Consider the following 23,007-nt stretch of genomic DNA (forward strand, 5'->3'; position numbering starts at 1 on the left):
TTTTTTAATTGATTTTTTATTGAACAAATTACATCAAAATGCATAAAAAGAATACAATTTATGAATATTAATTCATTTTTTGAATTTTTTGAACGAACGCTTTCACTTTTTCCCAATCGGTATATTCAATTTCTTTGCTTGTGTCCGTTTCACCTCCGGTAATGCGCATAATAAATTGAATCATCACCCGATCGAACCAAGTATAACGAGGATAAAACAATGCGCCAGCAAAAACCGCCACGAATGTTGGCTTCCAGTCAATACGTTGTAAAAATTTTCTGACATACGCATTGGTTTCGGCGCTATCCTTACCAGCTTTACGAGCGGTTAAATTTACTCCAAAAAATACCGAACTTTTTTGATGTAAAAGTGCGGTGTTTTTTTGCACAAATTCATACAATGCACGATCAAAATGCCCATAACGGACAGATGCGCCGATAATAATTCGATCAAATTCTATTAATGACACTGAATCTGCTAAACAAGTAAGCGTCACTTCTCCCTCTAATAAACTCGCAATAAATTCCGCAATTTTTTTTGTTTGTCCATCATGGGTCGCATATAAAATTAAGGTTTTCATGTTAGGTTTTCCAAAAAGCAGAGGTGAATAAAACAAGTAACGAAAAAAGTTCTAAACGACCGCACACCATTGCAAAAGTAAATACGAATTTTGCACTGTCCGGCACGTGAGCAAAGGTTTGGCTCGTTGCCCCCAAGCCCGGTCCGGCATTCGTCAATGTAGCTAATACGCCACCAATGGCATCATAAGGCTCCATACCGCATAAGATAACCGCGAATACACAAATTAAAAAGACAAATAAGAACGTGATCAAAAATGCCCAAATACTTTCCACCACGCGCTGCGGCAAAATATTGCGTCCAAATTTAATCGGTTGCACTAAATTCGGATGTACCAAATGATTAAGTTCTCGTGTTGCCTGCAAACTAAGCACTAATACACGAATGGCTTTTAGCCCGCCGGAGGTGGAGCCGGCGCATCCGCCAATGACAGCGGAAACCACTAATAACATTGATAAAAATGCGGGTAAGGCATTTAAATCAAAAAGAGTATAACCGGCGGTCATTGACATTGACGACAACTGCAACGCACCTTGGGCAAAAGCATCAAAAAGGCTCAAATCATAGCTCATGTATAACCCGAGGGAAAAAATCGTAATAAACAAAATTTGCAAAAAAAGAAAAAGCGAAATTCCGGATCACGATAATAATTACCCCATATGCCGGTACGTCGAAAATTAGAGATCAACGCAATATGCAAACTGAAATTACAACCGCCAATTAACATAAAAAATGCAGTGATAATATAAATCATGGAGTTATTAAAATAGCCTAAACTCAAGTCATGGGTAGAAAATCCACCATTGGAAATCGTCGAAAAGCTATGTCCAATAGCATCAAACACTTCCATACCGGCGACCCAATAAGCCACCGCACATAAAATAGTCAGAAATAGATAGGTAAACCACAATAATTTCGCTACTTCTGCTATACGAGGGCGCATTTTACGATCTTTTAATGGACCGGAAGATTCAGCGCGATACAATTGACTCTCTCCAATACCCAACAACGGAATAATTGCAACCGCTAAAACAATGATCCCCATACCACCGATCCACTGCAAAAATTGTCGATAAAATAAAATCGCTTTCGGTAAAGAATCTAATCCTGACATTACTGTCGCACCCGTTGTGGTTAATCCTGAAAAAGCTTCAAATACTGCATCGGCAAACGTCAAATGTGTCATATCAAACAGCATAAACGGAATTGCTCCAAGCAACCCCAACACTATCCAAAACAGCACCACAATTAAAAAACCTTCGCGTGAACGCAAGTCTTCTTTATGTTGGCGCGACCACCACCATAATAAAGCGCCGGCAACCAGACTTATCACAAAGGCTTGCATAAAGGATTTCCCACCGCCATCACCATATAACAAAGCAACAAAAGCCGGCGCCAGCATAGTGACAGAAAAGCACATCACCAAAATGCCAACAATACGAACGATAGATAAAATATGCACAGATTACTCTCTTACTCAATCAACGTTAAGCGCAACTGACCGGCTGAACGCTCTGTCAAATCTTGTGTAAATGACACTAGTGTATCACCACTTATACCCAAAACAAACCGCACTTTTTCCTGAAAATCTTGTGATTCCACCACCACATCATGACGCTCACATAATGTTAATATATTCTTGACTTGCGTATAATCACACACTAAAGCATAAAATTGACGTTCAATTTTCAACTGAGTTTCTAACAACGCTAACGCTTGCTGTACACCATTACCATAAGCACGAACCAAACCACCGGTTCCCAACAAAATACCGCCATAATAACGCACGACTACCGCACTAATTTCACCAATCCCGCTGCCCAATAACGCATTTAACATTGGCTTCCCTGCGGTTCCAGCCGGTTCACCATCATCAGAAAAACCCAACGCCTGCGAATTCGTCGGTCGCTCTGCTACTGCTGCCCAACAATGATGCCTTGCCTGCGGATGCAACGCACGAACTTGCTCCCAAAACGCTTTTGCTTGAGAAAGCCCTTGCGTATGCCGCAAATAAGTCATAAAGCGGCTTTTTTTAATTTCTTAAAAAAAAAAAAAAATTTTTATCTTGTTGCTCAAGCAAAAAATAATTATTACTTTTTTGCGATATTTTTATAATATATCCACCAAGTAAAACAAATGTATCTCGACTATTGCTAATATCACGTCTAATGGTCATTTCTGAAACATTTAATATTTCTGCGGCATCTCTTACATGAATCTTATCAAGCTGTTTAAGTAAATATTCTAATTTCTGCAAACGAGCACGCTCTTTTATATCACTCATAATATATATTCTCTATTATCCCTAAATTTTGATTTACTAAAAAAACTTTATCAATAAATATAAAATCAAATTGAAATTCCATTTACCTCAAGCAAGTACTTGCATGGCATTTACTAATTGCAAATACTGATTATACTTCTCTTGATATTGAATAAAATGATTTTGATCAGGTACAAAAATTTTCTTATTTAAATGCAACCGCTCTTTTACATTCTTAATATCAACCTCAATACCTTGCATCGCAACAATAGCGGCACCAAAACATCCTATTTCTTCTATATCTAAAACTTCTAATTGACAACCACTAATATCTGCCATCATTTGCAACCAAATATCTGACTTCGCTATCCCTCCTTGTACCCTCAAAATATGCACTGATGGAAATGCGACTTTCATACGTTCAAAATGATGCATAAAACTGAAAATTACCCCCTCATAAACAGCTTTCAAAAGCTGACCTTGACTGTGATGGGCTTGTAATCCATAAAGTGTTGCAGGCATACCAATCTTAGAATTAGAACCATATAAAAAAGGAATAAATAGAATTGAGTTCATCTTTGAATATTGTTCCGCAACCATCGCATTCGCTTTGTCGTAACCAACCGTAGTCCATTGTTTTAAAAACCACTCCAAATTTGCAATTGAAGTAGGACTATCATCATGGATAATAAACGCATCGTCATCGGAACAATGAATTAATGAAATATCGTTTTCTTTTACGTGAGAAGATTTCCCCGTTACTATCGTCCATGTACCTAAAATAACATTAAGATATTCCTCACCATCCAAATCTGCACATAATGAACCTGAAATGACATCAAATAAACCTCCAACAACAGGCGTTCCAGTAAATAATCCGGTTTTTTTAGCAATTTCTTCTGTAACATAGCCAGCAATTTGTCTGGACTGGATAATAGGAGGAAAGCAAGCAAAAATATCCTCAATCCCAAATAACTCTGCCAACTTAACATCATACTCTTTAGTATGGATATTATATAAATTAGATTCGGATATATTGGTAATTTCACAATGAATATTTCCTGTTAAACAAAAACGTAAATAATCATGAGACATCAAAATATGCTTAATTTTTTGATAACGAGCAAACTCATTTTCTTTTAACCAACGCAAAATAGATACCGGATGTCCAGCCCAAAGGCTTTGGTTTGTAATTGGATAAATTTTCTGCGGGATAGCTTCTTTCTCCCACATTTTCACAATATCAATACTTCGCTGATCTGAAGATAAAATTGCGTTACCTAACGGCTCTAAATTTTCATCTAATAAAAATACACCTTTCCCCTGCCCAGAAATACCAATCGACTTTATATCTCGGTTATCAATCTTACTTACATTAATAACATCTTGAATAACCTCAATACAAACATCCCATAGCTTTTTCATGTCACGCTCAGCATATCCGGCTTGCTTACTTAGAATACCAATATTACGCTTAACACAACCAAGATGATTACCATACTCATCTATTAATAATGCTTTAATAAACGTGCCGCCGCAATCAATCCCTAAATATGCCATTACTATACTCCTGCAAGATTATTCTCGGAAAAAGATTCGTTTTAATTGACTAGTAGAAACTGTACCACGGCGTACTTGATCTAAAAATACAGCAAGAATAATTACTAAACCAATTATTAAACGTTGCAGATAAGATGTTACATTTAATAATGTTAATCCATTCTGTAATACCCCCATAATTAACGCCCCTATAGATGTACTAATAACTGAACCTACGCCCCCAATTAAACTTGTACCACCAATAACTGTCGCCGCAATTGCATCTAACTCATAACCATTTCCTGCTATAGGCTGCGCCGCATTTAAGCGACCAACAAGAATAACAGCACCAATTGCTGCCAACGCCCCATTAATTACATAAACTTTTATTTCTAATTTATTAATATTAATACCAGATAATCTTACTGCTTCTCGATTACCACCTAATGCGTAAACTTGTCGCCCAAAAATAGTTTGCGTTAAAACATAATAACTAACAACTACAACGATTAAGGCAATAATAACAGGGATAGGAACACGTACCGTTTCAGTAATAGAAATTTGCCCATTTCCAAAAAAACGCAATGCGTCAGGAAAATTATAAATTGTTTTCCCATCAGATAAAGTTAAGGCTAATCCTCTTGCAATTCCCATCATGCCAAGAGTTGTAATAAATGAAGTTACTTTTCCATAAACAATAATTAACCCATTTACATAACCACACATTGCCCCAACGAAAATGGAACCGATGACAGAAAGAAAAACAATACCCACAACAGCTAATTCAGATGGAGACTCACCTAACCAATCCAACCCCGTATGAATAAAAATTCCCAGACATACTGCAGAAAGTGCAACAATTGCCCCAACAGAAAGATCTATTCCGCCAGTCAAAATAACATAAGTCATCCCAATAGAAATAATACAAATGACGGAAACCTGTAAAAGAATATTCAGAATATTATTCGTTGATAAAAAAACATCCGAACTCAATGACATCCCAACAATCATGGCAAATAAAACTATTCCAATACCTAGTTTTGAAATCATATTATTAAACTTAAACATAATTCATCTCCATATCATTAAATACCAATCATTAAATGCATTAAATTTTCTTCCGTTATTTTCACTCTATCAGTAATTTCTTTAATTTTTTGCCATTTCTCATTACAATAACTCGATCAGACATCGTAATTAGTTCTGGTAAATCTGAAGACACCATGATAATACTTCCCCCTTTCTCAACAAACTCTCTCATAAGATCATAAATCTCTGACTTAGCTCCTATATCAATTCCTCGTGTAGGTTCATCAAATAATAAAATATCAACCCCACTTTCTAACCAACGAGATATAATCACTTTCTGTTGATTTCCGCCTGATAAAGTTTGTGTTTTTTGTTCTTGACTATGAGATACTATTTTCAGTTTTCTTCTATTATCTTCTGCAACCTCCATTTCGGCTTTTTTATCTAAATAAAATTTTCTCCAAAAACGTTGTAAAATCGGCAACGTAATGTTTTCCCTAATACTTAATTCCAATATTAACCCTTGATTTTTTCTATCTTCAGTAATAAAACCAATCTTGGCATCAACTGCTTGTTCCGGTCTTTTTATGATAATTTTTTTATTATTAATATATATATTTCCTGTATATTCATCTGCTCCATAAATCGCTAGTCGTGGGAGGCAAGGCACACAGGGGATAGGAAAAAAAAAAAAAAACCTATCCCCTGTCGTGCCTTGCCTCCACACTATCGCTCTTAATAATTCAGTTCTACCAGCCCCTACTAAACCAGCAAACCCTAATATTTCACCTTTTTTTAAAGAAAAAGAGATGTCATGCAAATTTGTGTTTTTAATATTTTCTACTCTTAACTTTTCTTCCTGAAATAATACATTTCGTTGATATTTAGTAAAATCAACATCCCGTCCAACCATTAGTTTTACTATATCTTCCATAGAGATATCTTGATAACGTCTCGTACCTGTAATTTCTCCATCCCTTAAGACCGTAACTTTATCTGCAATATGTTTAAATTCCTCTAAACGATGTGAAATATAAATCATCGCAACATTCTTTCTCTTAAGTCGATGAATAATCCTAAACAATGTTTCTGTATTTTTTCTAGAAATAGAGGCTGTAGGTTCATCAAATATAATTACTTTAAACTCTCCTAAAATAGCTTTAGCAATTTCGACCATTTGTTGCTGTGCCACAGATAAATTAGTAACAAGATCATCAGGTATAATATCTAATTCCAAATCATCAATAATAGCCTTTGTTTTTTCTTTCATAGCCCTCCAATTCATCCCTCCACAAGGCAACCTTATTTCTTTCCCTAGAAACATATTTTCTAAAACTGTTAATTGTGGCACTAACATTAATTCTTGATGAATAAATCCAATACCAAGAACCTGTGCCTCTTTAACAGTTTTAGGCAAAAAGTAACTATTTTGATAAAATATTTTTCCACTATCTCGAGAATAAATACCTGAAATTATTTTACATAATGTTGATTTTCCTGCCCCATTTTCACCAACTAAACAATGCACCTCTCCAGGAAAAATTTTTAAATTAATATCTTTCAGGATCTCCACCCCAAAAAACTTTTATTTACGTTTTGTAGCTCAAGTATCGCTTGCTTCTCACCATTCATACTCATCTCCACTAAAACTAAACAAACCTGAGAACCTATTTTTAGAATAAGTTATTTCCATAACAAAAAATGTGATAACGATCACAAAAAAATTAAAAATAAATAATTACGAGTTTTATTTTGATAAATGTGATAACGATCACAATAAAAATACTAAAAAATGTTATATTCAAAACACTAGCGAAGTAAATGAAACACTAGTATTAAATATATGAAACCTCATACCGAAAGGAGTAAATTATGAAAAAGAATTTTATTCTGAATTCTATTAAGGCCGGATTATTAACTTTTGCATTATCAAGTACTGTCAATGCTACGGACAAACCTCAAATTGCATTATTGATGAAAACATTAAGTAATGAATATTTCATCTCTATGCAACAAGGTGCAGAAGAAACAGCTGCCAAAATGGGCGTGGATTTAACCATTCAAGTCGCAGAAAAAGAAGATTCTACAGAGCAACTTGTTGGTTTAGTAGAAAATATGATTGCAAAAAAAGTGGATGCTATCATTGTTACTCCAAATGATTCCATTGCTTTTATCCCAGCGTTCCAAAAAGCACAAAAGGCAGGTATTCCAATTATTGATTTAGATGTAAGACTTGATGCTAAAGCAGCAGAAAAAGCAGGATTAAAATTCAACTACGTAGGGGTTGATAATTTCTTAGGCGGATATCTAGCTGCAAAAAACTTAGTCCAAGCTTTGAGAGGACAAGGAAATGTTGCAATACTTGAAGGAATCCCTGGAGTAGATAATGGCGAACAACGAAAAGCCGGTGCCTTAAAAGCCTTTTCAGAAGCCCCAGGAATTAAAATTGTTGCTTCTCAATCTGCATACTGGGAAACTGAACAAGCGCTTAACGTCACCAGTAATATCTTAACTGCAAATCCTGATATAAAAGGTATTTTTGCCGCTAATGATAATATGGCAATCGGTGCAGTTACCGCAGTTGAAAATGCAAATCTTGCAGGCAAAGTATTGGTTACTGGATATGATGGAATTCCACTCGCCATTGAATATGTGAAACAAGGTAAATTACAAAATACTATTGATCAATTACCGAAAAAACAAGTAGCTACAGCGATCGAATACGCCTTAAAACAAATCAACAAAGAAGAAATCCCTGAAGTTTTCTATGTAAAGCCTGTCGTCGTCGATAAAACAGAGTCAAAAAATTATTAATTGACAACAAAAAGTACGGAATTGACTCTAAAAGTTAGACAATCATTCAAAGGATTGTTTTCGACGTTGTATCGAACCCAGTCCTTTTAATTGAATTCATTCTTCATTAATCATCCTGCTATTGAAAGATGGAAAAGCCCTTATCGATATTGGGTGAAAAGGAGAGATAATTTCTATTATCTAAAATTATATTCTTTCTTGTCATTAATAGTACTGATTAGCTAAATACATGGATTTTTATGCTATAAATTTATAATGTGATCCAGATCGAATTTTTTATTTGCAAACTCTTTAAAATTTCTTTGCCAAGTGCAAAAACTATTTAATTAATAAGCTATCTTATTGATTGAAATAAAAATTAATAAAGCTAGGAGTTGCAAATATGAAACTAAACAAAAGAACATTTATCAAATCAGTCCTTGCAGCCTCGGTATGTATCATCACCGGACTAAGCGCAAATCCAGTATATTCCAGCTCATCTGAAACAATAAAATTAGGCTATTTGGTTAAACAACCGGAGGAACCTTGGTTTCAAACTGAATGGGCATTTGCAGATAAAGCTGCTAAGGATCTTGGCAATGTTGAAATTATAAAAATTGCTGTTCCTGATGGAGAAAAAACACTTAACGCTATTGATAATTTAGCTGCAAGCGGTGCTAAAGGATTTGTAATTTGTACTCCTGATCCAAAACTTGGACCGGCTATTATGGCTAAGGCTCATTCATATGATCTAAAAGTCATTGCCGTAGACGACCAATTTTTAAATGCTGCTGGCGAACCAATGCTCAAAGTACCACTCATTATGATGGCTGCAACAGAAATTGGAAAAAAACAAGGGCAAGAACTATACAAAGAAATGCAAAACAGAGGTTGGAATGTAAATGAGACTGCTGTATTAGCAATTACTGCAGATGAACTCGATACTGCCCGCAGACGTACCGAGGGTTCTATTTCAGCACTTATTCAATCCGGTTTCCCTGAAAAAAAAATTTATAAATCTCCAACCAAAAGTAATGATATTCCCGGTGCATTTGATGCTGCCAACTCAATGTTAGTACAACACCCTGAAGTAAAAAATTGGCTCATTGTTGGCATGAACGATAATACCGTATTAGGTGGTATTAGAGCTACAGAAGGACAAGGATTTAAACCTGAAAATGTAGTTGGGATTGGCATCAATGGTGTGGATGCTGTAAATGAGCTATCAAAACCCAATCCAACAGGATTCCTAGGTTCATTATTACCAAGTCCGGACGTACACGGCTATCGTAGTACAGAAATGCTATACAAATGGGTGAAAAATGGTGTAGAGCCTGAAAAATTCATTGCAGTTCAAGATGTTGTTTTCTTAAAACGTGACAATTTTAAAAAAGAACTTGCAAAAAAAGGACTATAATCCATCTGCACAGCTGTTGGCTCACAAAATTAATGTTACCAACAGCTTTTTACTCAGTTCATTAAGGAGAATTAACCATGCATGTTCCTTATTTAGAGTTTGATAATATTAGTAAAACATTTCCTGGAGTTAACGCACTACAAAATGTTTCCTTTAAATGTTACGAGGGGCAGGTTCATGCTCTCATGGGAGAAAATGGGGCAGGAAAATCAACTTTATTAAAAATTCTAAGTGGCAATTATTTGCCCACAAAAGGAAAATTGCATATCGGTGGCAGAACGCTTACATTTAAAAATACAAAAGAAGCTCTTTTATCCGGTATCGCAATTATTTATCAAGAGTTAAATATTATACCTGAAATGACTGTTGCAGAAAATCTGTGCTTAGGTCAATTGCCAAATGCTTTCGGCATAGTGAATAAATCTGACCTTGTTAAAAGAACACAGCAATATCTAGATAAGTTAGAACTTGATATAGATCCATCAACGCCTCTTAAAGAGCTTTCTATTGGTCAATGGCAAATGATTGAAATTGCTAAAGCACTTAGTAGAGGGGCTAAAATTATCGCTTTTGACGAGCCGACAAGCAGTTTATCCGCACCGGAAATTGAAAAACTTTTTAGTGTCATCAATGAGTTAAAATCGGAAGGAAAAGTTATTCTTTACGTATCACATCGTATGGAAGAAATTTTCCGAATTAGCGATGCAATTACTGTACTAAAAGATGGGCAATTTGTTGAAACATTTTCTGATTTAACCCAAATTAATCATGATATCCTCGTTCGCAGTATGGTCGGACGAAATTTAGGAGATATTTATAATTATCACCCTCGCCAGTTAGATAAAACTCGGCTACAAATTACTACACTGTCTGGTACAAAGTTAAAAGGTAACTTCACTTTAGAAGTCAAAGCAGGAGAAATACTCGGGGTATTCGGATTAGTTGGATCAGGCCGTTCAGAATTACTTAAAATTATTTTTGGTGCAGATCCAATGACAAAGGGGAATATTAAACTTGACGGTATTCCACAAAAAATCACCTCACCTAAAGAAGCTATAGAAATGGGAATCGTACTCTGTCCTGAAGATAGAAAAAAAGAAGGCATTATTCCTACTGCAACAGTAGGAGAAAATATCAATATTAGTGCTAGACGTTCACACAATTTCTTTAAATTTATCATTAATGAAAAATGGGAAAAAGAAAATGCTGAAAAACAGCGTCAGCAAATGAATGTTAAAACACCATCAATTGAACAGTTAATTGTTAACTTATCCGGTGGCAATCAACAAAAAGCAATTCTCGGCCGCTGGTTATCTGAAAATATAAAAGTTCTTCTACTTGATGAACCGACAAGAGGAATTGATATTGGTGCAAAGTCCGAAATCTATAATCTTATTTTTAAACTTGCCGAAGAAAAACTGGCCATTATTGTAGTATCTAGTGACTTGCCTGAAGTGATTGGTCTTTCAGATCGTATCATGGTTATGCGTAATCAAAAAATTACTGGCGAAATTGCTCGTATAGATGCAACAGAAGAACAAATTTTAAAACTTGCTATAGTCGAAACCAAAGTGGCGTAATTGAGGAGATGTAATATGAATGCAGCAAATGTAACACAAAAAAATACTGTAGGTCCATTAACCAAAATTTGGAACCATTATGGTATTTTATTAATTTTCTTTGTTATTTTTATTGGCTCTTGCATTTTTATTCCTAATTTTGCAACAATAATAAATATGAAAGGATTAGGATTATCTATTTCTATGAGCGGTATGGTTGCCTGTGGTATGTTATTTTGCTTAGCGGCAGGTGAAATTGATCTCTCAGTAGCCTCTGTCATAGCTTGTGCAGGCGTCGTTACTGCTGTTGTATTAAATACGACACAAAGTATTTTCCTAGGAGTAAGCGCAGGACTTTCGTTAGGTGCGTTTATCGGTTTAATTAACGGTTTTGTTATTGCAAAGCTTAAAATTAACTCTCTCATTACCACTTTAGCCAGCATGCAAATTGCTAGAGGATTAGGTTATATTATTTCCGATGGTAAAGCAGTCGGTATAACAACAGAAGAATTCTTCGATTTAGGTTACCAAACCGTACTAGGTATACCTCTACCAATATTATTTACGATCTTCTGCATTGGTATTTTTGGCTTCTTATTAAATCGCACAACTTATGGACGTAATACGTTAGCAATCGGAGGTAATGAAGAAGCATCACGTCTAGCCGGGATTAACGTAGATAGAACAAAATTAATCATCTTTATTGCTTCAGGTATTGTCTCTGCACTAGCAGGAATCATTCTAGCAGCGAGAATGACTAGCGGTCAACCAATGACCTCCATTGGATTTGAATTAGTAGCTATTTCAGCTTGTGTACTCGGCGGTGTATCATTAAATGGAGGGGTTGCTAAAATATCCTTTATCATTGCCGGAGTTCTTATTCTAGGTACAATTGAAAATGCAATGAATTTACTTAATATCTCACCTTTTGCCCAATATGTCGTAAGAGGACTAATTTTGCTTATTGCAGTAATTTTTGATAAATATAAACAAAAGATTATTAAAGCATAGGTTTTCTCAATGCCCAAAAGTGAGATTAATAAACAGCCCAACCCATTATTACCCGGTTATAATTTTGATGCCTATTTAGTTGCAGGATGTACTCCAATCGAAAAAGGTGAAGAGCTTGATTTTGTCATAAATCGCCCGAATGGCATGAAAGGCTATATTATTAATCTCACAATCAAAGGTAAAGGGACTGTCTTTAATGATAAAAATACTTTTGATTGTCATATCGGTGATCTTTTACTATTTCCTCCTAACGCTATCCACTACTACCATCGTGCAGAAGATTGTAATTACTGGCATCATCAATGGATATATTTTCGCCCGCGTGGATTATGGTTTAATTGGCTTGTTTGGAGCAATACCATTAATCATGTCGGACGTTTACGTATTCCTAACGAGAAGATGTATCAAGATATTCTCACTTTATTTCAAAAAATCGAAAAAGAATATAATTCTGACGATCTACTCTCAGAAGAAATGTCCATGTGTTTATTAGAACAATTATTAATCAAATGTTTTAAGTTGGATCCCTCAAATAAACAAACAATGTTAGATCATCGAATTCTTGCAACTTGCCATTTTATTACAGATAACCTAGATAAAAATCATAGTATTGCAGAAATAGCCACACATATTCATATATCCCCATCCCGACTTGCTCATTTATTTAGCCAGCAAATAGGTACTAGTATTATAAAATGGAGAGAAGAACAACGAATGGTAAAAGCACAACATCTGTTACACACGTCAAATGCACCAATTTACTATATAGCTAGACAATTAGGGTATGATGATCAACTCTACTTTTCTCGCTTATTCAAGCGTCATACTGGTCTTAATCCATCCGAATACCGAAATTCTAGATAAAAAATGAATTATTATTTGAGACTGTAGCAGATTAGCATAGCTGATATACTACAAAAATGAAGATAATCCATTGTAAATTAAAGAACTCTTTGCAGAAAAGCTCCTTGAGTTTTTTGTTGCTGAAGTAACAGCCGGAAATGCTGCTGATTTGCCGAGTATACAACCCAATACTGCAGCCCTGTTTTATCATAAAATCAGGTTGGGCATTGAACATCATTTAGCCATTGAAGCTCACGAAATTTTTGAGGAAAAATTGAGGTGGATGAAAGCTATTTTGGTGGTCGTCGCAAAGGAAAACGAGATCGAGGTGCGACAGGACTACTAAGAGCACTACTAAAATAAATGATTGTAAACATAAAAACGCGCAATAAAACGCAAGAAGAAATGAGATAATGCTTTGTATAATAAGGGTTTTGTTTAAGAAAACGAAAGAAAAAATAAGAGGAAGAAAGTTAAATTGGTGCCCCCAACAGGACTTGAACCTGTGACCAATCGATTATGAGTCGACTGCTCTGACCAACTGAGCTATAGGGGCAAATAAAGTGCGAAAATTATAGAGGAATATATAAATAAAGTCTATATTACAATGTTTATCAGATTAAATTTTGGTCAGCTATAACCAGATTAAGTCATTGCTGACCCATTTAATTATTCGTCTAAGAAGCTTCTTAGTGGCTCAGAGCGACTTGGATGGCGTAGCTTCCGCAAGGCTTTAGCTTCAATTTGACGAATACGTTCGCGCGTTACATCAAATTGTTTACCCACTTCTTCCAAGGTGTGATCCGTATTCATATCAATACCGAAACGCATACGTAATACTTTGGCTTCGCGTGGCGTTAAGCCTTCCAATACTTCGTGAGTCACTGCTTTCAAACTTTGTGCGGTCGCTGAATCTAATGGCAATTCCAAAGTACTATCTTCGATAAAATCCCCCAAGTGAGAATCGTCATCATCACCAATCGGCGTTTCCATTGAAATCGGTTCTTTTGCGATTTTCAATACTTTACGAATTTTATCTTCCGGCATTCCCATACGTTCTGCCAATTCTTCCGGGGAAGCCTCGCGCCCCATTTCTTGTAACATCTGACGGGAAATTCGATTTAATTTATTAATGGTTTCAATCATATGCACAGGAATACGGATCGTTCTTGCTTGATCCGCAATAGAACGTGTAATCGCTTGGCGAATCCACCAAGTCGCATAAGTGGAGAATTTATAACCGCGACGATATTCAAATTTATCCACCGCTTTCATCAAACCAATATTACCCTCCTGAATTAAATCCAAGAATTGTAACCCGCGGTTGGTATATTTTTTCGCAATAGAAATCACTAAACGTAAGTTGGCTTCTACCATTTCTTTTTTCGCACGACGTGCTTTTAGTTCGCCTTGCGAAACACGTTCGCAAATATCACGAATTTGCTGAACCGTTAAACCTGTATCCTGCTCAATTTGGATTAAATTCTCGATACATTGACGAATTTGATCTTCATATTGTGCAATTTTATCCGACCAAGATTTACTTGATGACAACGCTTTCACTAACCAAATATCAGTTGTTTCATGTCCAATAAACTCTTTTTGGAATGTTGATTTTGGCATTTTGGCATAATCAACCATCATCTTTTGAATACAACGTTCTTGATTACGAACCCGTTTCATCATATTTCGCATTGAAAGCACCAACGCATCAAACTGCTTTGGCACAAGCCGAAATTGCGTAAAAATATTTGCTAAAATTTGAATTTGATCTTTCGCTGCTTTTTTATTTCTACCGTGTTTTTGAATAGCTTCCAGCGTTTTTTGGCGCTGTAATCTTAATTCGGCAAATTTTTCACGCGCCACTTCCGGATCCACGGAATTATCCGAGTCAGAATCATCTGCGCTCTCTTCTTCGCTTTCTTCTTCCTCTTCTTCGTCGTCTTTCAAAGCAATATCGCCGACCTCATCCTCATCATCGGAAAGTACTTTCTCCAACTCATCAATATCCGTATCGGTCAACGCATTAGGATCGACAAAGCCCGTAATCAAATCCGCTAAACGCATTCCGCCTTCTTCCACTAAATCATATTGTTCTAACAAATAATTTAGCGCCTCAGGATAAGCGGCAACACCACTTTGTACCTCGTTAATGCCTTCCTCAATACGTTTTGCAATATCAATCTCACCTTCACGCGTTAAGAGCTCGACACTCCCCATCTCGCGCATGTACATACGCACAGGATCTGTTGTTCTTCCCAATTCGGCTTCCACACTGGACAACACTTGCGTTGCTTCTTCAACCACATCTTCATCAGCAATCGCTTCATTTAGCATTAAATCATCCGCATCAGGGGCAGATTCAAGCACTTGAATCCTCATATCATTGATCATCTGAATAATGTCTTCGATCTGATCCGTATCAACCAACTCCTCAGGGAGATGATCATTTACTTCCGCATAGGTCAAATAACCCTGCTCTTTACCTTGTGCGATTAACAATTTCAATTGAGATTGTTGGTTTTGCTCCATACAAATATCCGCCTTGATTCATAATGTTGTGGAAGATAAAATACGCTTGATTCTACCATTGTTAACGTTGATTAACTATTTATTTTGCTGTTTTTTCATCAATAATTGAGCCAATTCCTGCTTTTCGTTTAGCTCCAATCCTTCAGCGCGCTCTTTAGCAATCAACCTTTCAATATTTTTGTCAATTAATTGAAGATAAAAATATTTCAGCGTTTCACGAAATGTATCTTCAACTTTGTCATCATCAATTAAATGATCCCAAACTGCCAGAATTTCAAGGGGCGAGCCATATTCTTTATCGTCGCGCCAGTATTCCAAAATTTGCCCCGTGGTAATCCCCACTTTTTGCAGGCAAAGTGCGGTTAATTTTTCCAGCAAATCCAGCCCCGGCTCGTTTAACACCCGCAATGGTGCTAAATTTGGTACCAGCTGACTTAAATGCGGATTTTGCAGCAACAACGCAATCAGCACCCGCATCGGCGTGCGTTTCACTTCGGATTTTTTCTCCTCTGCTACGTGAACCGAATCAGCCGCCTGTGGGATAAGATGATCTAATCGTGATTGATCAAAAATCCCTAATTTTTGTGCCAACATATTGCGTAATGACAAACGCAGCATCTCGCCCGGCACTTTTTTAATGAGAGGTACCGCCAACGCCGCCAATTTGGTTTTCCCCTCAGGCGAAGAAAAATCCACTTGCGCACTCAAGGTTGCAAATAAAAAATCACTCAGCGATTGTGCATTTTTCAAATAATCTTCAAATGCCGCTTTACCATATTGCCGAATAAACGTATCCGGATCTTCACCGTCCGGCAAAAAAATAAATTTTAACTGGCGACCGTCTTCTAAAAAAGGCAAGGCATTTTCTAGCGCACGCCATGCCGCATCACGCCCTGCACGATCCGCATCATAGCAACACACGAGTTGTTCCGTGGCACGAAAGGCGACCTGAATTTGTTCCGGCGTCGTCGCGGTTCCCAAAGACGCCACCGCATAATCTACCCCGAATTGCGCCAACGCCACCACATCCATATACCCTTCCACTACCAACAACATCTCGGGACTATCGTTGACCTGCAACGCTTCAAATAAACCGTACAATTCATTGCCCTTGTGATAAATCGTACATTCCGGCGAGTTCAAATATTTCGGCTTTTCATCACCTAACACCCGCCCACCAAAGGCAATATAACGCCCGCGCCGATCCCGAATCGGAAACATAATGCGATGGCGAAAACGATCATAAACATCACCACGCTCATTGCGCGATAGCATCCCCGCATCAAATAAATTTTGTTGTAATTCGACATTAGCGCCAAATTTTCGCAACACCGCATTAGAGGTATTCGGTACAAAACCGATTTGAAAGCGCTGAATAATTTCCGGCGATAACCCGCGCTGTTGCAAATAATGTTGTGGCGGAATATGCTTTAACAATTGTTGCTGATAAAACTGTGCAATTTCCCGCATTAATTCATATAATGTACGCTTATTCTTAACAGAATTTCCGGCAAAGTGCGGTGATTTTTCGTAAGGAATTTCTAATCCATGCATGGCCGCTAATTCTTCAACCGCATCAATAAATTCTAACTTATCATATTCCATTAAAAATGAAATCGCATTACCATGTGCGTGACAACCGAAACAATGATAAAACTGCTTCTTCGGACTTACCGTAAACGACGGTGTTTTTTCGTGATGAAATGGGCAGCAAGCCTGATAATCACGCCCTGCCTTTTTGAGTTTCACTCGGCTGTGAATTAATTCAACAATATCCGTTCTGGCAAGAATATCGTCAATAAATGATCGTGGAATAAGACCAGCCATCGAATTTCACCTCTGCTCATGTCGAGAAAATATGAAGAATTATAAGCTGAACTTGAAAAGAAACAAAACCGTGATTCCGAACGGTTTCACGGTTTGTTTAACTCGAGTTATGGAACGAATGTTTAATTAGTACAAACGTGTATTACGTGCATTCTCACGAGCTACGCGTTTTGCGTGACGTTTTGCGCGCGTTGCGTTTTCACGTTTACGGATAGTTGTTGGTTTTTCGTAGAATTCACGACTGCGAACTTCCGCTAAAATACCCGCTTTTTCGCAAGAGCGTTTAAAACGACGTAATGCTACGTCAAAGGATTCGTTTTCACGTACTTTAATTACAGGCATAAGCCATCACCTCAATTGGATTAATATTTTGCAAAATCTAGTGACCGTTTTGATAAACGGCTTATTTATAACTTAATAAGGGTCGCAATTTTAATCTAAATAGCGGTAAAAAGTAAAGAAAAGATTGATCTTTTTATTACAACCCCGTGCTCAACTAGAGAAAAAGAAGAAAACGCGGTAAAATCAGCGACAAATTTTTAACTGATAAACAACGAAAAAGAGAAATAAAATGCGAATTTTAGGCATTGAAACATCTTGTGATGAAACCGGCGTGGCGATTTACGACGAAGATCGTGGCTTGATCGCCAATCAATTATATACCCAAATCTCACTGCACGCAGATTATGGTGGCGTGGTACCGGAATTGGCATCACGAGATCATATCCGCAAAACTGCGCCCTTGATCCAAGCGGCATTACAAGAAGCTAATTTAACCGCGCAAGAAATTGACGGTATTGCTTATACTTGCGGTCCCGGTCTTGTCGGTGCACTGTTGGTCGGCTCCACCATCGCTCGCTCGCTCGCATATGCTTGGAATGTTCCGGCAGTTGGTGTGCATCATATGGAAGGGCATTTATTAGCGCCAATGTTAGAAAAAAATGCACCGCACTTTCCTTTTATTGCCTTACTCGTTTCCGGCGGTCACACCCAATTAGTCCGCGTAGATGCGGTCGGACAATATCAAGTATTAGGTGAAAGTATTGATGATGCCGCAGGCGAAGCCTTTGATAAAACCGCTAAATTACTGGGACTTGATTACCCCGGCGGCGCAGCGCTTTCCCGCTTGGCAGAAAAAGGCAATCCAAACCGCTTTCAATTTCCGCGTCCAATGACCGATCGCCCGGGATTGGATTTTAGTTTTTCCGGTCTGAAAACCTTCGCTGCCAATACTATCGCCCAAACGCTCAAACAAGAAGGCGAATTAAGCGAGCAAAGCAAAGCGGATATTGCGCACGCTTTTCAACAAGCGGTGGTCGAAACCTTGGCGATTAAATGTCGCCGAGCATTAAAAGAAACCGGTTTTAAACGCTTAGTTATCGCAGGTGGCGTCAGCGCCAACAAAAAACTGCGCCAATCCCTAGCAAAATTAATGCAACAACTGGGTGGCGAAGTCTTTTACCCGCAACCACAATTTTGTACCGACAATGGCGCCATGATTGCTTACACCGGCTTTTTGCGCTTAAAACAAGGCGAACGAACACCGTTAGAAATCGACGTTAAACCACGCTGGATAATGACCGACCTTCTCCCGTTAAAATCGGCGTAAAAATGACCGTACCTTAGGGCAAACAACATTATGGCAAAACTCTATTTTTACTACTCCACCATGAACGCGGGCAAATCCACTACGCTTTTGCAATCAGATTACAACTATCGCGAGCGCAACATGAACACCTTAGTCTACACTGCCGCGATCGACGATCGTTTTGGACAAGGGCAAGTCACTTCTCGCATCGGTATTCATCAAGATGCCAATTTATTTCACAAAAACACCGATTTATTTTTAGAAATCACCACCCATTTGGAACAACAAAAACTGCATTGTATTTTAGTGGACGAAGCGCAATTCTTAACTAAAGAACAGGTTTACCAGTTAAGTGACGTGGTGGATAAATTGCGTATTCCGGTTCTTTGTTACGGACTAAGAACCGACTTTCAAGCGGAATTATTTGAAGGAAGCCGGTATTTACTTGCATGGGCAGATCAATTAGAAGAGCTAAAAACCATTTGCTACTGCGGACGCAAAGCCAACTTTGTATTGCGCCTCAATGCACAAGGTGAAGTCGTCAAAGACGGTGAACAAATTCAAATCGGTGGTAACGAACGTTATCTATCTGTCTGTCGCCAACATTATAAAGCAAAAATAGAAACATCAAAAAATTGAGTGCCGGTTAGGCACTCAATTTACGAAGTTAATCAGCTTAACGCTTATTTTTATCGACAGTTTATTAGTTGATATTAGTGCGCTTTCAGTAAATTCCAATATTTCTCGTAAATATCCACCGCTTCTCCGACATCGCCTTGTAAAACTCCTTTTTTGATTTCTTCTTCCGGTGGGAAAAGCACCGGGTTTTGCACGATTTCAGGCGATAACAATGCTTTTACCCCCTCATTTGCCATTGAAAAGCCCATACGTTCAATAATCAATTTGGCGTTTTCCGGACGGAGCAAGAAATCGATAAAGCGATAGGCATTTTGTACATTTTTAGCCCCCTTAGGGATTGCATAATTATCCATCCATAAAATCGCCCCCTCTTTTGGATAAACAAATGCCAAATTTGGATTTTCTTTCTCCGCCAGATAAGCTGATCCGTTCCAAATCATACCAAGTGATACCTCGCCCTGTACATAGGGAACTTCAGGAGAGTCGGAATTAAAGACTGCGACATTAGGTAACAATTGAAGTAACCGATCGTAAGCCGCTTTGATTTCAGGCTCTTTCGTTGTATTAGGCGAGTTTCCATTTAATAACAATGCGATATGAAATACTTCTCGCGAGTCACTGGTTAATAAAACGTTGCCTTTATAAGCAGGATTCCATAAATCAGCCCAACTTTGCACTTTTTCTACCGGAACATATTCTTTATTTACAGCAATACCTGTCACCCCATAAATATAAGGCAAAGAATACTGATTTTGTGGATCAAAATCGTTGCCCAATAAGTAAGTTGGAATTTGATTAAAATTACTCAATTGAGAATGATCCAGCGGTTGCAACATTCCTTCTTTTGCCATCTTCCCTACATAATAACTCGACGGAAATACTAAATCATAACCGGCGTTATTCGACAGCAATTTCAATTTAGCATACATTTCTTCATTGCTCTCAAAAGTAGAATAGATAACCTCTATACCGGTTTCTTTTGTAAACTGAGCAATTAGATTAGAGGGAACATAATCTGTCCAGTTATATACATAAAGTTTTTCATTAGCAAAACCGGATAATGAAAAAAAGAGACAAAAATACAAAAAAGCGACTGAAGTAAACGAAAAATAGATTTTTTCAATTTAAATTTCTCCCTTATCACAGGCTGTGATGATAAAAAGTGTAGTTAAAAAGTAATTTTACAAATTACTGCGAACGACTATAATGTTCCGCTCAAGTATAGCAGATCTTAGCCCCTTTCATAGTGGAAGATTTCACATATTTTACAGTGGTGTAACATTTCACCCTTTGCAACAAGACAGGCTTATGAAACTTTTATCCTCTTATCAAGAACATATAAAATCCTATTATTTTGATACTCGAAATCTGTCCTTACGACAGCCTACATTAACACACAATCAAACAGCCGATGTATGTGTCATTGGTGCCGGTTTTTGTGGTTTATCTACCGCACTTGAATTAGCAGAACAAGGAAAAAGCGTTATTGTATTAGAAAGTGCACGAGTCGGATTTGGAGCCTCAGGCCGTAGCGGAGGTCAAGCGATTAACGGGTTTGAAGACGGTATAGACGACTATATCACCCAAGTCGGCTTTGAAAACGCCCGTAAGTTATGGGAAATGTCGTTAGAAGCTATCGACATCATTGATGAACGAATTTCAAAATACGACATTCAATGTGACTGGAAAAAAGGATATGCTACCTTGGCACTTAATTCTCGCCGAATGGACGATCTCATTGCCATTGAGCAAGTCTGTCGTGAAGCATTTGATTACCCTCATATGCAACTATGGGATAAATCACGCTTAGAACAGCATTTAGGCAGTAAAATTTATCAAGGTGCATTATTTGATAGTAATTCCGGTCATCTTCACCCCTTAAATTATTGTTTAGGTCTGGCTAAAGCCTGTTTACAATCGGGCGTCCAAATTTATGAGCAATCGCCTGTCGTTGATTTACATATTGCAACATCCAAAATCACCGTAAAAACCACTTCTGCCTCCGTCGTTGCAAAAGATGTCGTCTTAGCAACAAATGCCTATATTACCACCTTACCTAAAGCTCTGCATCAAGGTATTGCAACAAAGATTTTGCCGGTAGAAAGTTTTATTATCGCCACCGAACCATTGTCGCAAACCGTCGCAGATTCTATTATCAACAACGGAATGTCTGTTTGCGATAACAATTATCTGCTTGATTATTACCGATTAAGTGCGGATAACCGTTTACTCTTTGGTAGCGATTCCAGCTCAGATCATCACATGATCGATATAATGCGAAAAAATATGTTGCACGTTTTTCCACATTTAGAACAAGTTAAAATTGATTACGGTTGGGGAGGCCCAATTGATATGACCTTAAATGCCAATCCTCATATTGGCCGTATTAATCCTCATGTCTATTTTGCTCATGGCTATTCCGGTCATGGCGTAGCATTAACCGGTTTGGCCGGACGTATTATCGCGGAAGCGATACTTGGTAACGATGAACGACTAAGAATATTTGAAATGCTAAAAGTACCTTCTATTTATGGAGGAAAATGGATAAAAAAAGTGGCAACTCGTATTGGGACACAATATTATCGCTTCTTAGATAAATTTTGCTAAAACTTCAAATAAAACGCCTTGGTCAGTTGCATAAATTCATCTGTATATTGATTTTCCGCGTTATAAATATAAAGTTGCGATCGTTGCGTGGGTTTGGGTTGCAAACCGAAGGTGAGCAACAAGCGTTGTGGCGTTTTGCCTTGTTTAGTGATCACCTCGCAACGTCGCCAACAAGAAAGTGCGGTCTGTTTTATTAACGTTTCGCCGGCATCAACAGGCAAAATAACATGAATTTGCCCTTGCTCGCTCAAACAATTTGCCGCCAATTGCAACCAATGGGCATGACTTTGTTGCGTATAGCGCGCTAGCGCTCGTTGCGAGGAGGCACAAGGTTGCGCCGGCGGAAAATAAGGCGGATTGGACACAATAACGTCGAATTTTTGACCGCACTTTTGGCAAAAATCGTTAATATCTTGATGATACAATGCCATTTTCTCTGCCCAAGGCGATGCCTGAATATTTTCTCGGGCTTGCAAAAAAGCGTCAGTATCCAATTCCAGCGCACTAATACGGGCACGTTCCGACGTACGTTGCGCTAACATTAAAGCAATCAATCCGCTGCCGCAACCCAAATCCAATAACCGTTCGCCCGGCGTAATATCCGCCCAAGCGCCCAGTAAAATCCCATCCGTTCCCACTTTCATAGCACAGCACTGATGATTAACATAAAATTGTTTAAAGCGAAATCCGCTTTTTGGTTGGTGCATAAATATCTCAAAAATCCACCGCACTTTATCAGCAAAGTGCGGTATAATCAGGGTCAAATTTGACCTTATAGTAA

The 23,007-nt window shown here is 37.7% G+C and carries 18 protein-coding genes, 1 tRNA gene and 3 pseudogenes; 9 read left to right on the forward strand and 13 right to left on the reverse strand.

The genetic code is table 11. The features are described from left to right. Positions 1-67 precede the first annotated feature (67 nt). The 7 genes and pseudogenes from hemG to CFY87_RS07615 all read right to left on the reverse strand — a co-directional run bounded on the left by hemG (position 68) and on the right by CFY87_RS07615 (position 7,042). Entirely contained in the window at positions 68-580 is a 513-nt protein-coding gene (gene hemG / locus CFY87_RS07580; protein ID WP_094946613.1) for a menaquinone-dependent protoporphyrinogen IX dehydrogenase, read from the reverse strand. Between the two features lies 1 nt (position 581). After that, a pseudogene (locus CFY87_RS07585) lies at positions 582-2,041 on the reverse strand (TrkH family potassium uptake protein). 11 nt (positions 2,042-2,052) lie between these two features. Continuing rightward, positions 2,053-2,616 (reverse strand): YigZ family protein, encoded by a 564-nt coding sequence (locus CFY87_RS07595; RefSeq protein ID WP_272896450.1) that lies wholly within the window; start codon positions 2,614-2,616, stop codon positions 2,053-2,055. Then, a complete protein-coding gene (locus CFY87_RS07600) occupies positions 2,612-2,863 on the reverse strand; it encodes a DeoR family transcriptional regulator (RefSeq protein WP_094946615.1) in 252 nt (83 codons plus the stop codon). Before CFY87_RS07600 ends, CFY87_RS07595 begins: the two co-directional genes overlap by 5 nt. Before the next feature lie 87 nt (positions 2,864-2,950). Then, positions 2,951-4,402: an FGGY-family carbohydrate kinase gene (locus tag CFY87_RS07605; protein ID WP_094946616.1), complete on the reverse strand. Its 1,452-nt coding sequence runs from the start codon at positions 4,400-4,402 to the stop codon at positions 2,951-2,953. Between the two features lie 18 nt (positions 4,403-4,420). Continuing rightward, a complete protein-coding gene (locus CFY87_RS07610; protein WP_094946617.1) occupies positions 4,421-5,449 on the reverse strand; it encodes an ABC transporter permease in 1,029 nt (342 codons plus the stop codon). A 17-nt stretch (positions 5,450-5,466) separates the two neighbouring features. Then, positions 5,467-7,042 (reverse strand): annotated as a pseudogene (locus tag CFY87_RS07615) (sugar ABC transporter ATP-binding protein). Positions 7,043-7,282: 240 nt separating this feature from the next. Between CFY87_RS07615 and CFY87_RS07620 the strand changes: the two are divergent. From CFY87_RS07620 to CFY87_RS07645, 6 genes and pseudogenes are all read left to right on the forward strand, one after another. Then, positions 7,283-8,224 carry a sugar ABC transporter substrate-binding protein gene (locus CFY87_RS07620; protein ID WP_094946618.1) on the forward strand — a complete coding sequence of 314 codons (942 nt, stop codon included), beginning with the start codon at positions 7,283-7,285 and terminating at the stop codon, positions 8,222-8,224. A 382-nt stretch (positions 8,225-8,606) separates the two neighbouring features. Next, positions 8,607-9,620, forward strand: coding sequence for an arabinose ABC transporter substrate-binding protein (locus CFY87_RS07625; protein ID WP_094946619.1), 1,014 nt, complete (start codon positions 8,607-8,609; stop codon positions 9,618-9,620). Positions 9,621-9,697: 77 nt separating this feature from the next. Continuing rightward, the gene (gene araG, locus CFY87_RS07630) at positions 9,698-11,200 is read left to right on the forward strand and encodes an L-arabinose ABC transporter ATP-binding protein AraG (protein ID WP_094946620.1); all 1,503 of its coding nucleotides are present in this window, start codon (positions 9,698-9,700) and stop codon (positions 11,198-11,200) included. A 15-nt stretch (positions 11,201-11,215) separates the two neighbouring features. Continuing rightward, entirely contained in the window at positions 11,216-12,190 is a 975-nt protein-coding gene (gene araH / locus CFY87_RS07635) for an L-arabinose ABC transporter permease AraH (RefSeq protein WP_094946621.1), read from the forward strand. A 9-nt stretch (positions 12,191-12,199) separates the two neighbouring features. Next, positions 12,200-13,054 (forward strand): arabinose operon transcriptional regulator AraC, encoded by an 855-nt coding sequence (gene araC, locus CFY87_RS07640; RefSeq protein ID WP_094946622.1) that lies wholly within the window; start codon positions 12,200-12,202, stop codon positions 13,052-13,054. A gap of 56 nt (positions 13,055-13,110) precedes the next feature. Further along, positions 13,111-13,372: pseudogene (locus CFY87_RS07645) on the forward strand (IS1595 family transposase); the annotation flags it as partial. A 140-nt stretch (positions 13,373-13,512) separates the two neighbouring features. Here CFY87_RS07645 and CFY87_RS07650 read toward each other — a convergent pair. The 4 genes from CFY87_RS07650 to rpsU form a co-directional block, all read right to left on the reverse strand. After that, positions 13,513-13,589: transfer RNA gene (locus CFY87_RS07650), tRNA-Ile, on the reverse strand. Positions 13,590-13,702: 113 nt separating this feature from the next. Next, positions 13,703-15,565, reverse strand: a complete 1,863-nt coding sequence (rpoD, locus tag CFY87_RS07655; RefSeq protein WP_094946623.1) for an RNA polymerase sigma factor RpoD — start codon at positions 15,563-15,565, stop codon at positions 13,703-13,705. A 75-nt stretch (positions 15,566-15,640) separates the two neighbouring features. Then, on the reverse strand, positions 15,641-17,392 hold the full coding sequence (dnaG, locus tag CFY87_RS07660) for a DNA primase (protein WP_094946624.1): 1,752 nt from the start codon (positions 17,390-17,392) through the stop codon (positions 15,641-15,643). Between the two features lie 126 nt (positions 17,393-17,518). Continuing rightward, on the reverse strand, positions 17,519-17,734 hold the full coding sequence (rpsU, locus tag CFY87_RS07665) for a 30S ribosomal protein S21 (RefSeq protein ID WP_005717672.1): 216 nt from the start codon (positions 17,732-17,734) through the stop codon (positions 17,519-17,521). A 229-nt stretch (positions 17,735-17,963) separates the two neighbouring features. Here rpsU and tsaD point away from each other — a divergent pair, with 229 nt between their 5' ends. Both tsaD and CFY87_RS07675 read left to right on the forward strand, forming a co-directional pair. Continuing rightward, a complete protein-coding gene (tsaD, locus tag CFY87_RS07670; RefSeq protein WP_094946625.1) occupies positions 17,964-19,001 on the forward strand; it encodes a tRNA (adenosine(37)-N6)-threonylcarbamoyltransferase complex transferase subunit TsaD in 1,038 nt (345 codons plus the stop codon). Between the two features lie 30 nt (positions 19,002-19,031). After that, on the forward strand, positions 19,032-19,619 hold the full coding sequence (locus CFY87_RS07675) for a thymidine kinase (RefSeq protein ID WP_094946626.1): 588 nt from the start codon (positions 19,032-19,034) through the stop codon (positions 19,617-19,619). 74 nt (positions 19,620-19,693) lie between these two features. Here the strand turns inward: CFY87_RS07675 and CFY87_RS07680 are convergent, their stop codons facing one another. Next, entirely contained in the window at positions 19,694-20,734 is a 1,041-nt protein-coding gene (locus tag CFY87_RS07680; protein ID WP_094946627.1) for an extracellular solute-binding protein, read from the reverse strand. Positions 20,735-20,927: 193 nt separating this feature from the next. Between CFY87_RS07680 and CFY87_RS07685 the strand changes: the two genes are divergently transcribed. Continuing rightward, complete coding sequence (locus tag CFY87_RS07685) at positions 20,928-22,226, forward strand: NAD(P)/FAD-dependent oxidoreductase (RefSeq protein WP_094946628.1); 1,299 nt, start codon at positions 20,928-20,930, stop codon at positions 22,224-22,226. Here CFY87_RS07685 and CFY87_RS07690 read toward each other — a convergent pair. Next, complete coding sequence (locus CFY87_RS07690; RefSeq protein ID WP_094946629.1) at positions 22,223-22,933, reverse strand: tRNA1(Val) (adenine(37)-N6)-methyltransferase; 711 nt, start codon at positions 22,931-22,933, stop codon at positions 22,223-22,225. The genes CFY87_RS07685 and CFY87_RS07690 overlap by 4 nt on opposite strands. Positions 22,934-23,007 lie beyond the last annotated feature (74 nt).

Origin of the sequence: Actinobacillus seminis, from assembly GCF_002263215.1 — a bacterium.
GTDB classification, from domain to species: Bacteria; Pseudomonadota; Gammaproteobacteria; order Enterobacterales; family Pasteurellaceae; genus Actinobacillus_B; species Actinobacillus_B seminis.

Excerpts from the sequence above, each read along its gene's own strand:
- araG (WP_094946620.1), top strand. The coding sequence starts at position 9,698 with ATGCATGTTCCTTATTTAGAGTTTGATAATATTAGTAAAACATTTCCT.
- tsaD (WP_094946625.1), top strand. The coding sequence starts at position 17,964 with ATGCGAATTTTAGGCATTGAAACATCTTGTGATGAAACCGGCGTGGCG.
- rpoD (WP_094946623.1), bottom strand. The coding sequence starts at position 15,565 with ATGGAGCAAAACCAACAATCTCAATTGAAATTGTTAATCGCACAAGGT.
- araH (WP_094946621.1), top strand. The coding sequence starts at position 11,216 with ATGAATGCAGCAAATGTAACACAAAAAAATACTGTAGGTCCATTAACC.
- CFY87_RS07620 (WP_094946618.1), top strand. The coding sequence starts at position 7,283 with ATGAAAAAGAATTTTATTCTGAATTCTATTAAGGCCGGATTATTAACT.
- hemG (WP_094946613.1), bottom strand. The coding sequence starts at position 580 with ATGAAAACCTTAATTTTATATGCGACCCATGATGGACAAACAAAAAAA.
- CFY87_RS07690 (WP_094946629.1), bottom strand. The coding sequence starts at position 22,933 with ATGCACCAACCAAAAAGCGGATTTCGCTTTAAACAATTTTATGTTAAT.
- CFY87_RS07625 (WP_094946619.1), top strand. The coding sequence starts at position 8,607 with ATGAAACTAAACAAAAGAACATTTATCAAATCAGTCCTTGCAGCCTCG.
- dnaG (WP_094946624.1), bottom strand. The coding sequence starts at position 17,392 with ATGGCTGGTCTTATTCCACGATCATTTATTGACGATATTCTTGCCAGA.
- rpsU (WP_005717672.1), bottom strand. The coding sequence starts at position 17,734 with ATGCCTGTAATTAAAGTACGTGAAAACGAATCCTTTGACGTAGCATTA.
- CFY87_RS07605 (WP_094946616.1), bottom strand. The coding sequence starts at position 4,402 with ATGGCATATTTAGGGATTGATTGCGGCGGCACGTTTATTAAAGCATTA.
- araC (WP_094946622.1), top strand. The coding sequence starts at position 12,200 with ATGCCCAAAAGTGAGATTAATAAACAGCCCAACCCATTATTACCCGGT.
- CFY87_RS07675 (WP_094946626.1), top strand. The coding sequence starts at position 19,032 with ATGGCAAAACTCTATTTTTACTACTCCACCATGAACGCGGGCAAATCC.
- CFY87_RS07610 (WP_094946617.1), bottom strand. The coding sequence starts at position 5,449 with ATGTTTAAGTTTAATAATATGATTTCAAAACTAGGTATTGGAATAGTT.
- CFY87_RS07600 (WP_094946615.1), bottom strand. The coding sequence starts at position 2,863 with ATGAGTGATATAAAAGAGCGTGCTCGTTTGCAGAAATTAGAATATTTA.
- CFY87_RS07685 (WP_094946628.1), top strand. The coding sequence starts at position 20,928 with ATGAAACTTTTATCCTCTTATCAAGAACATATAAAATCCTATTATTTT.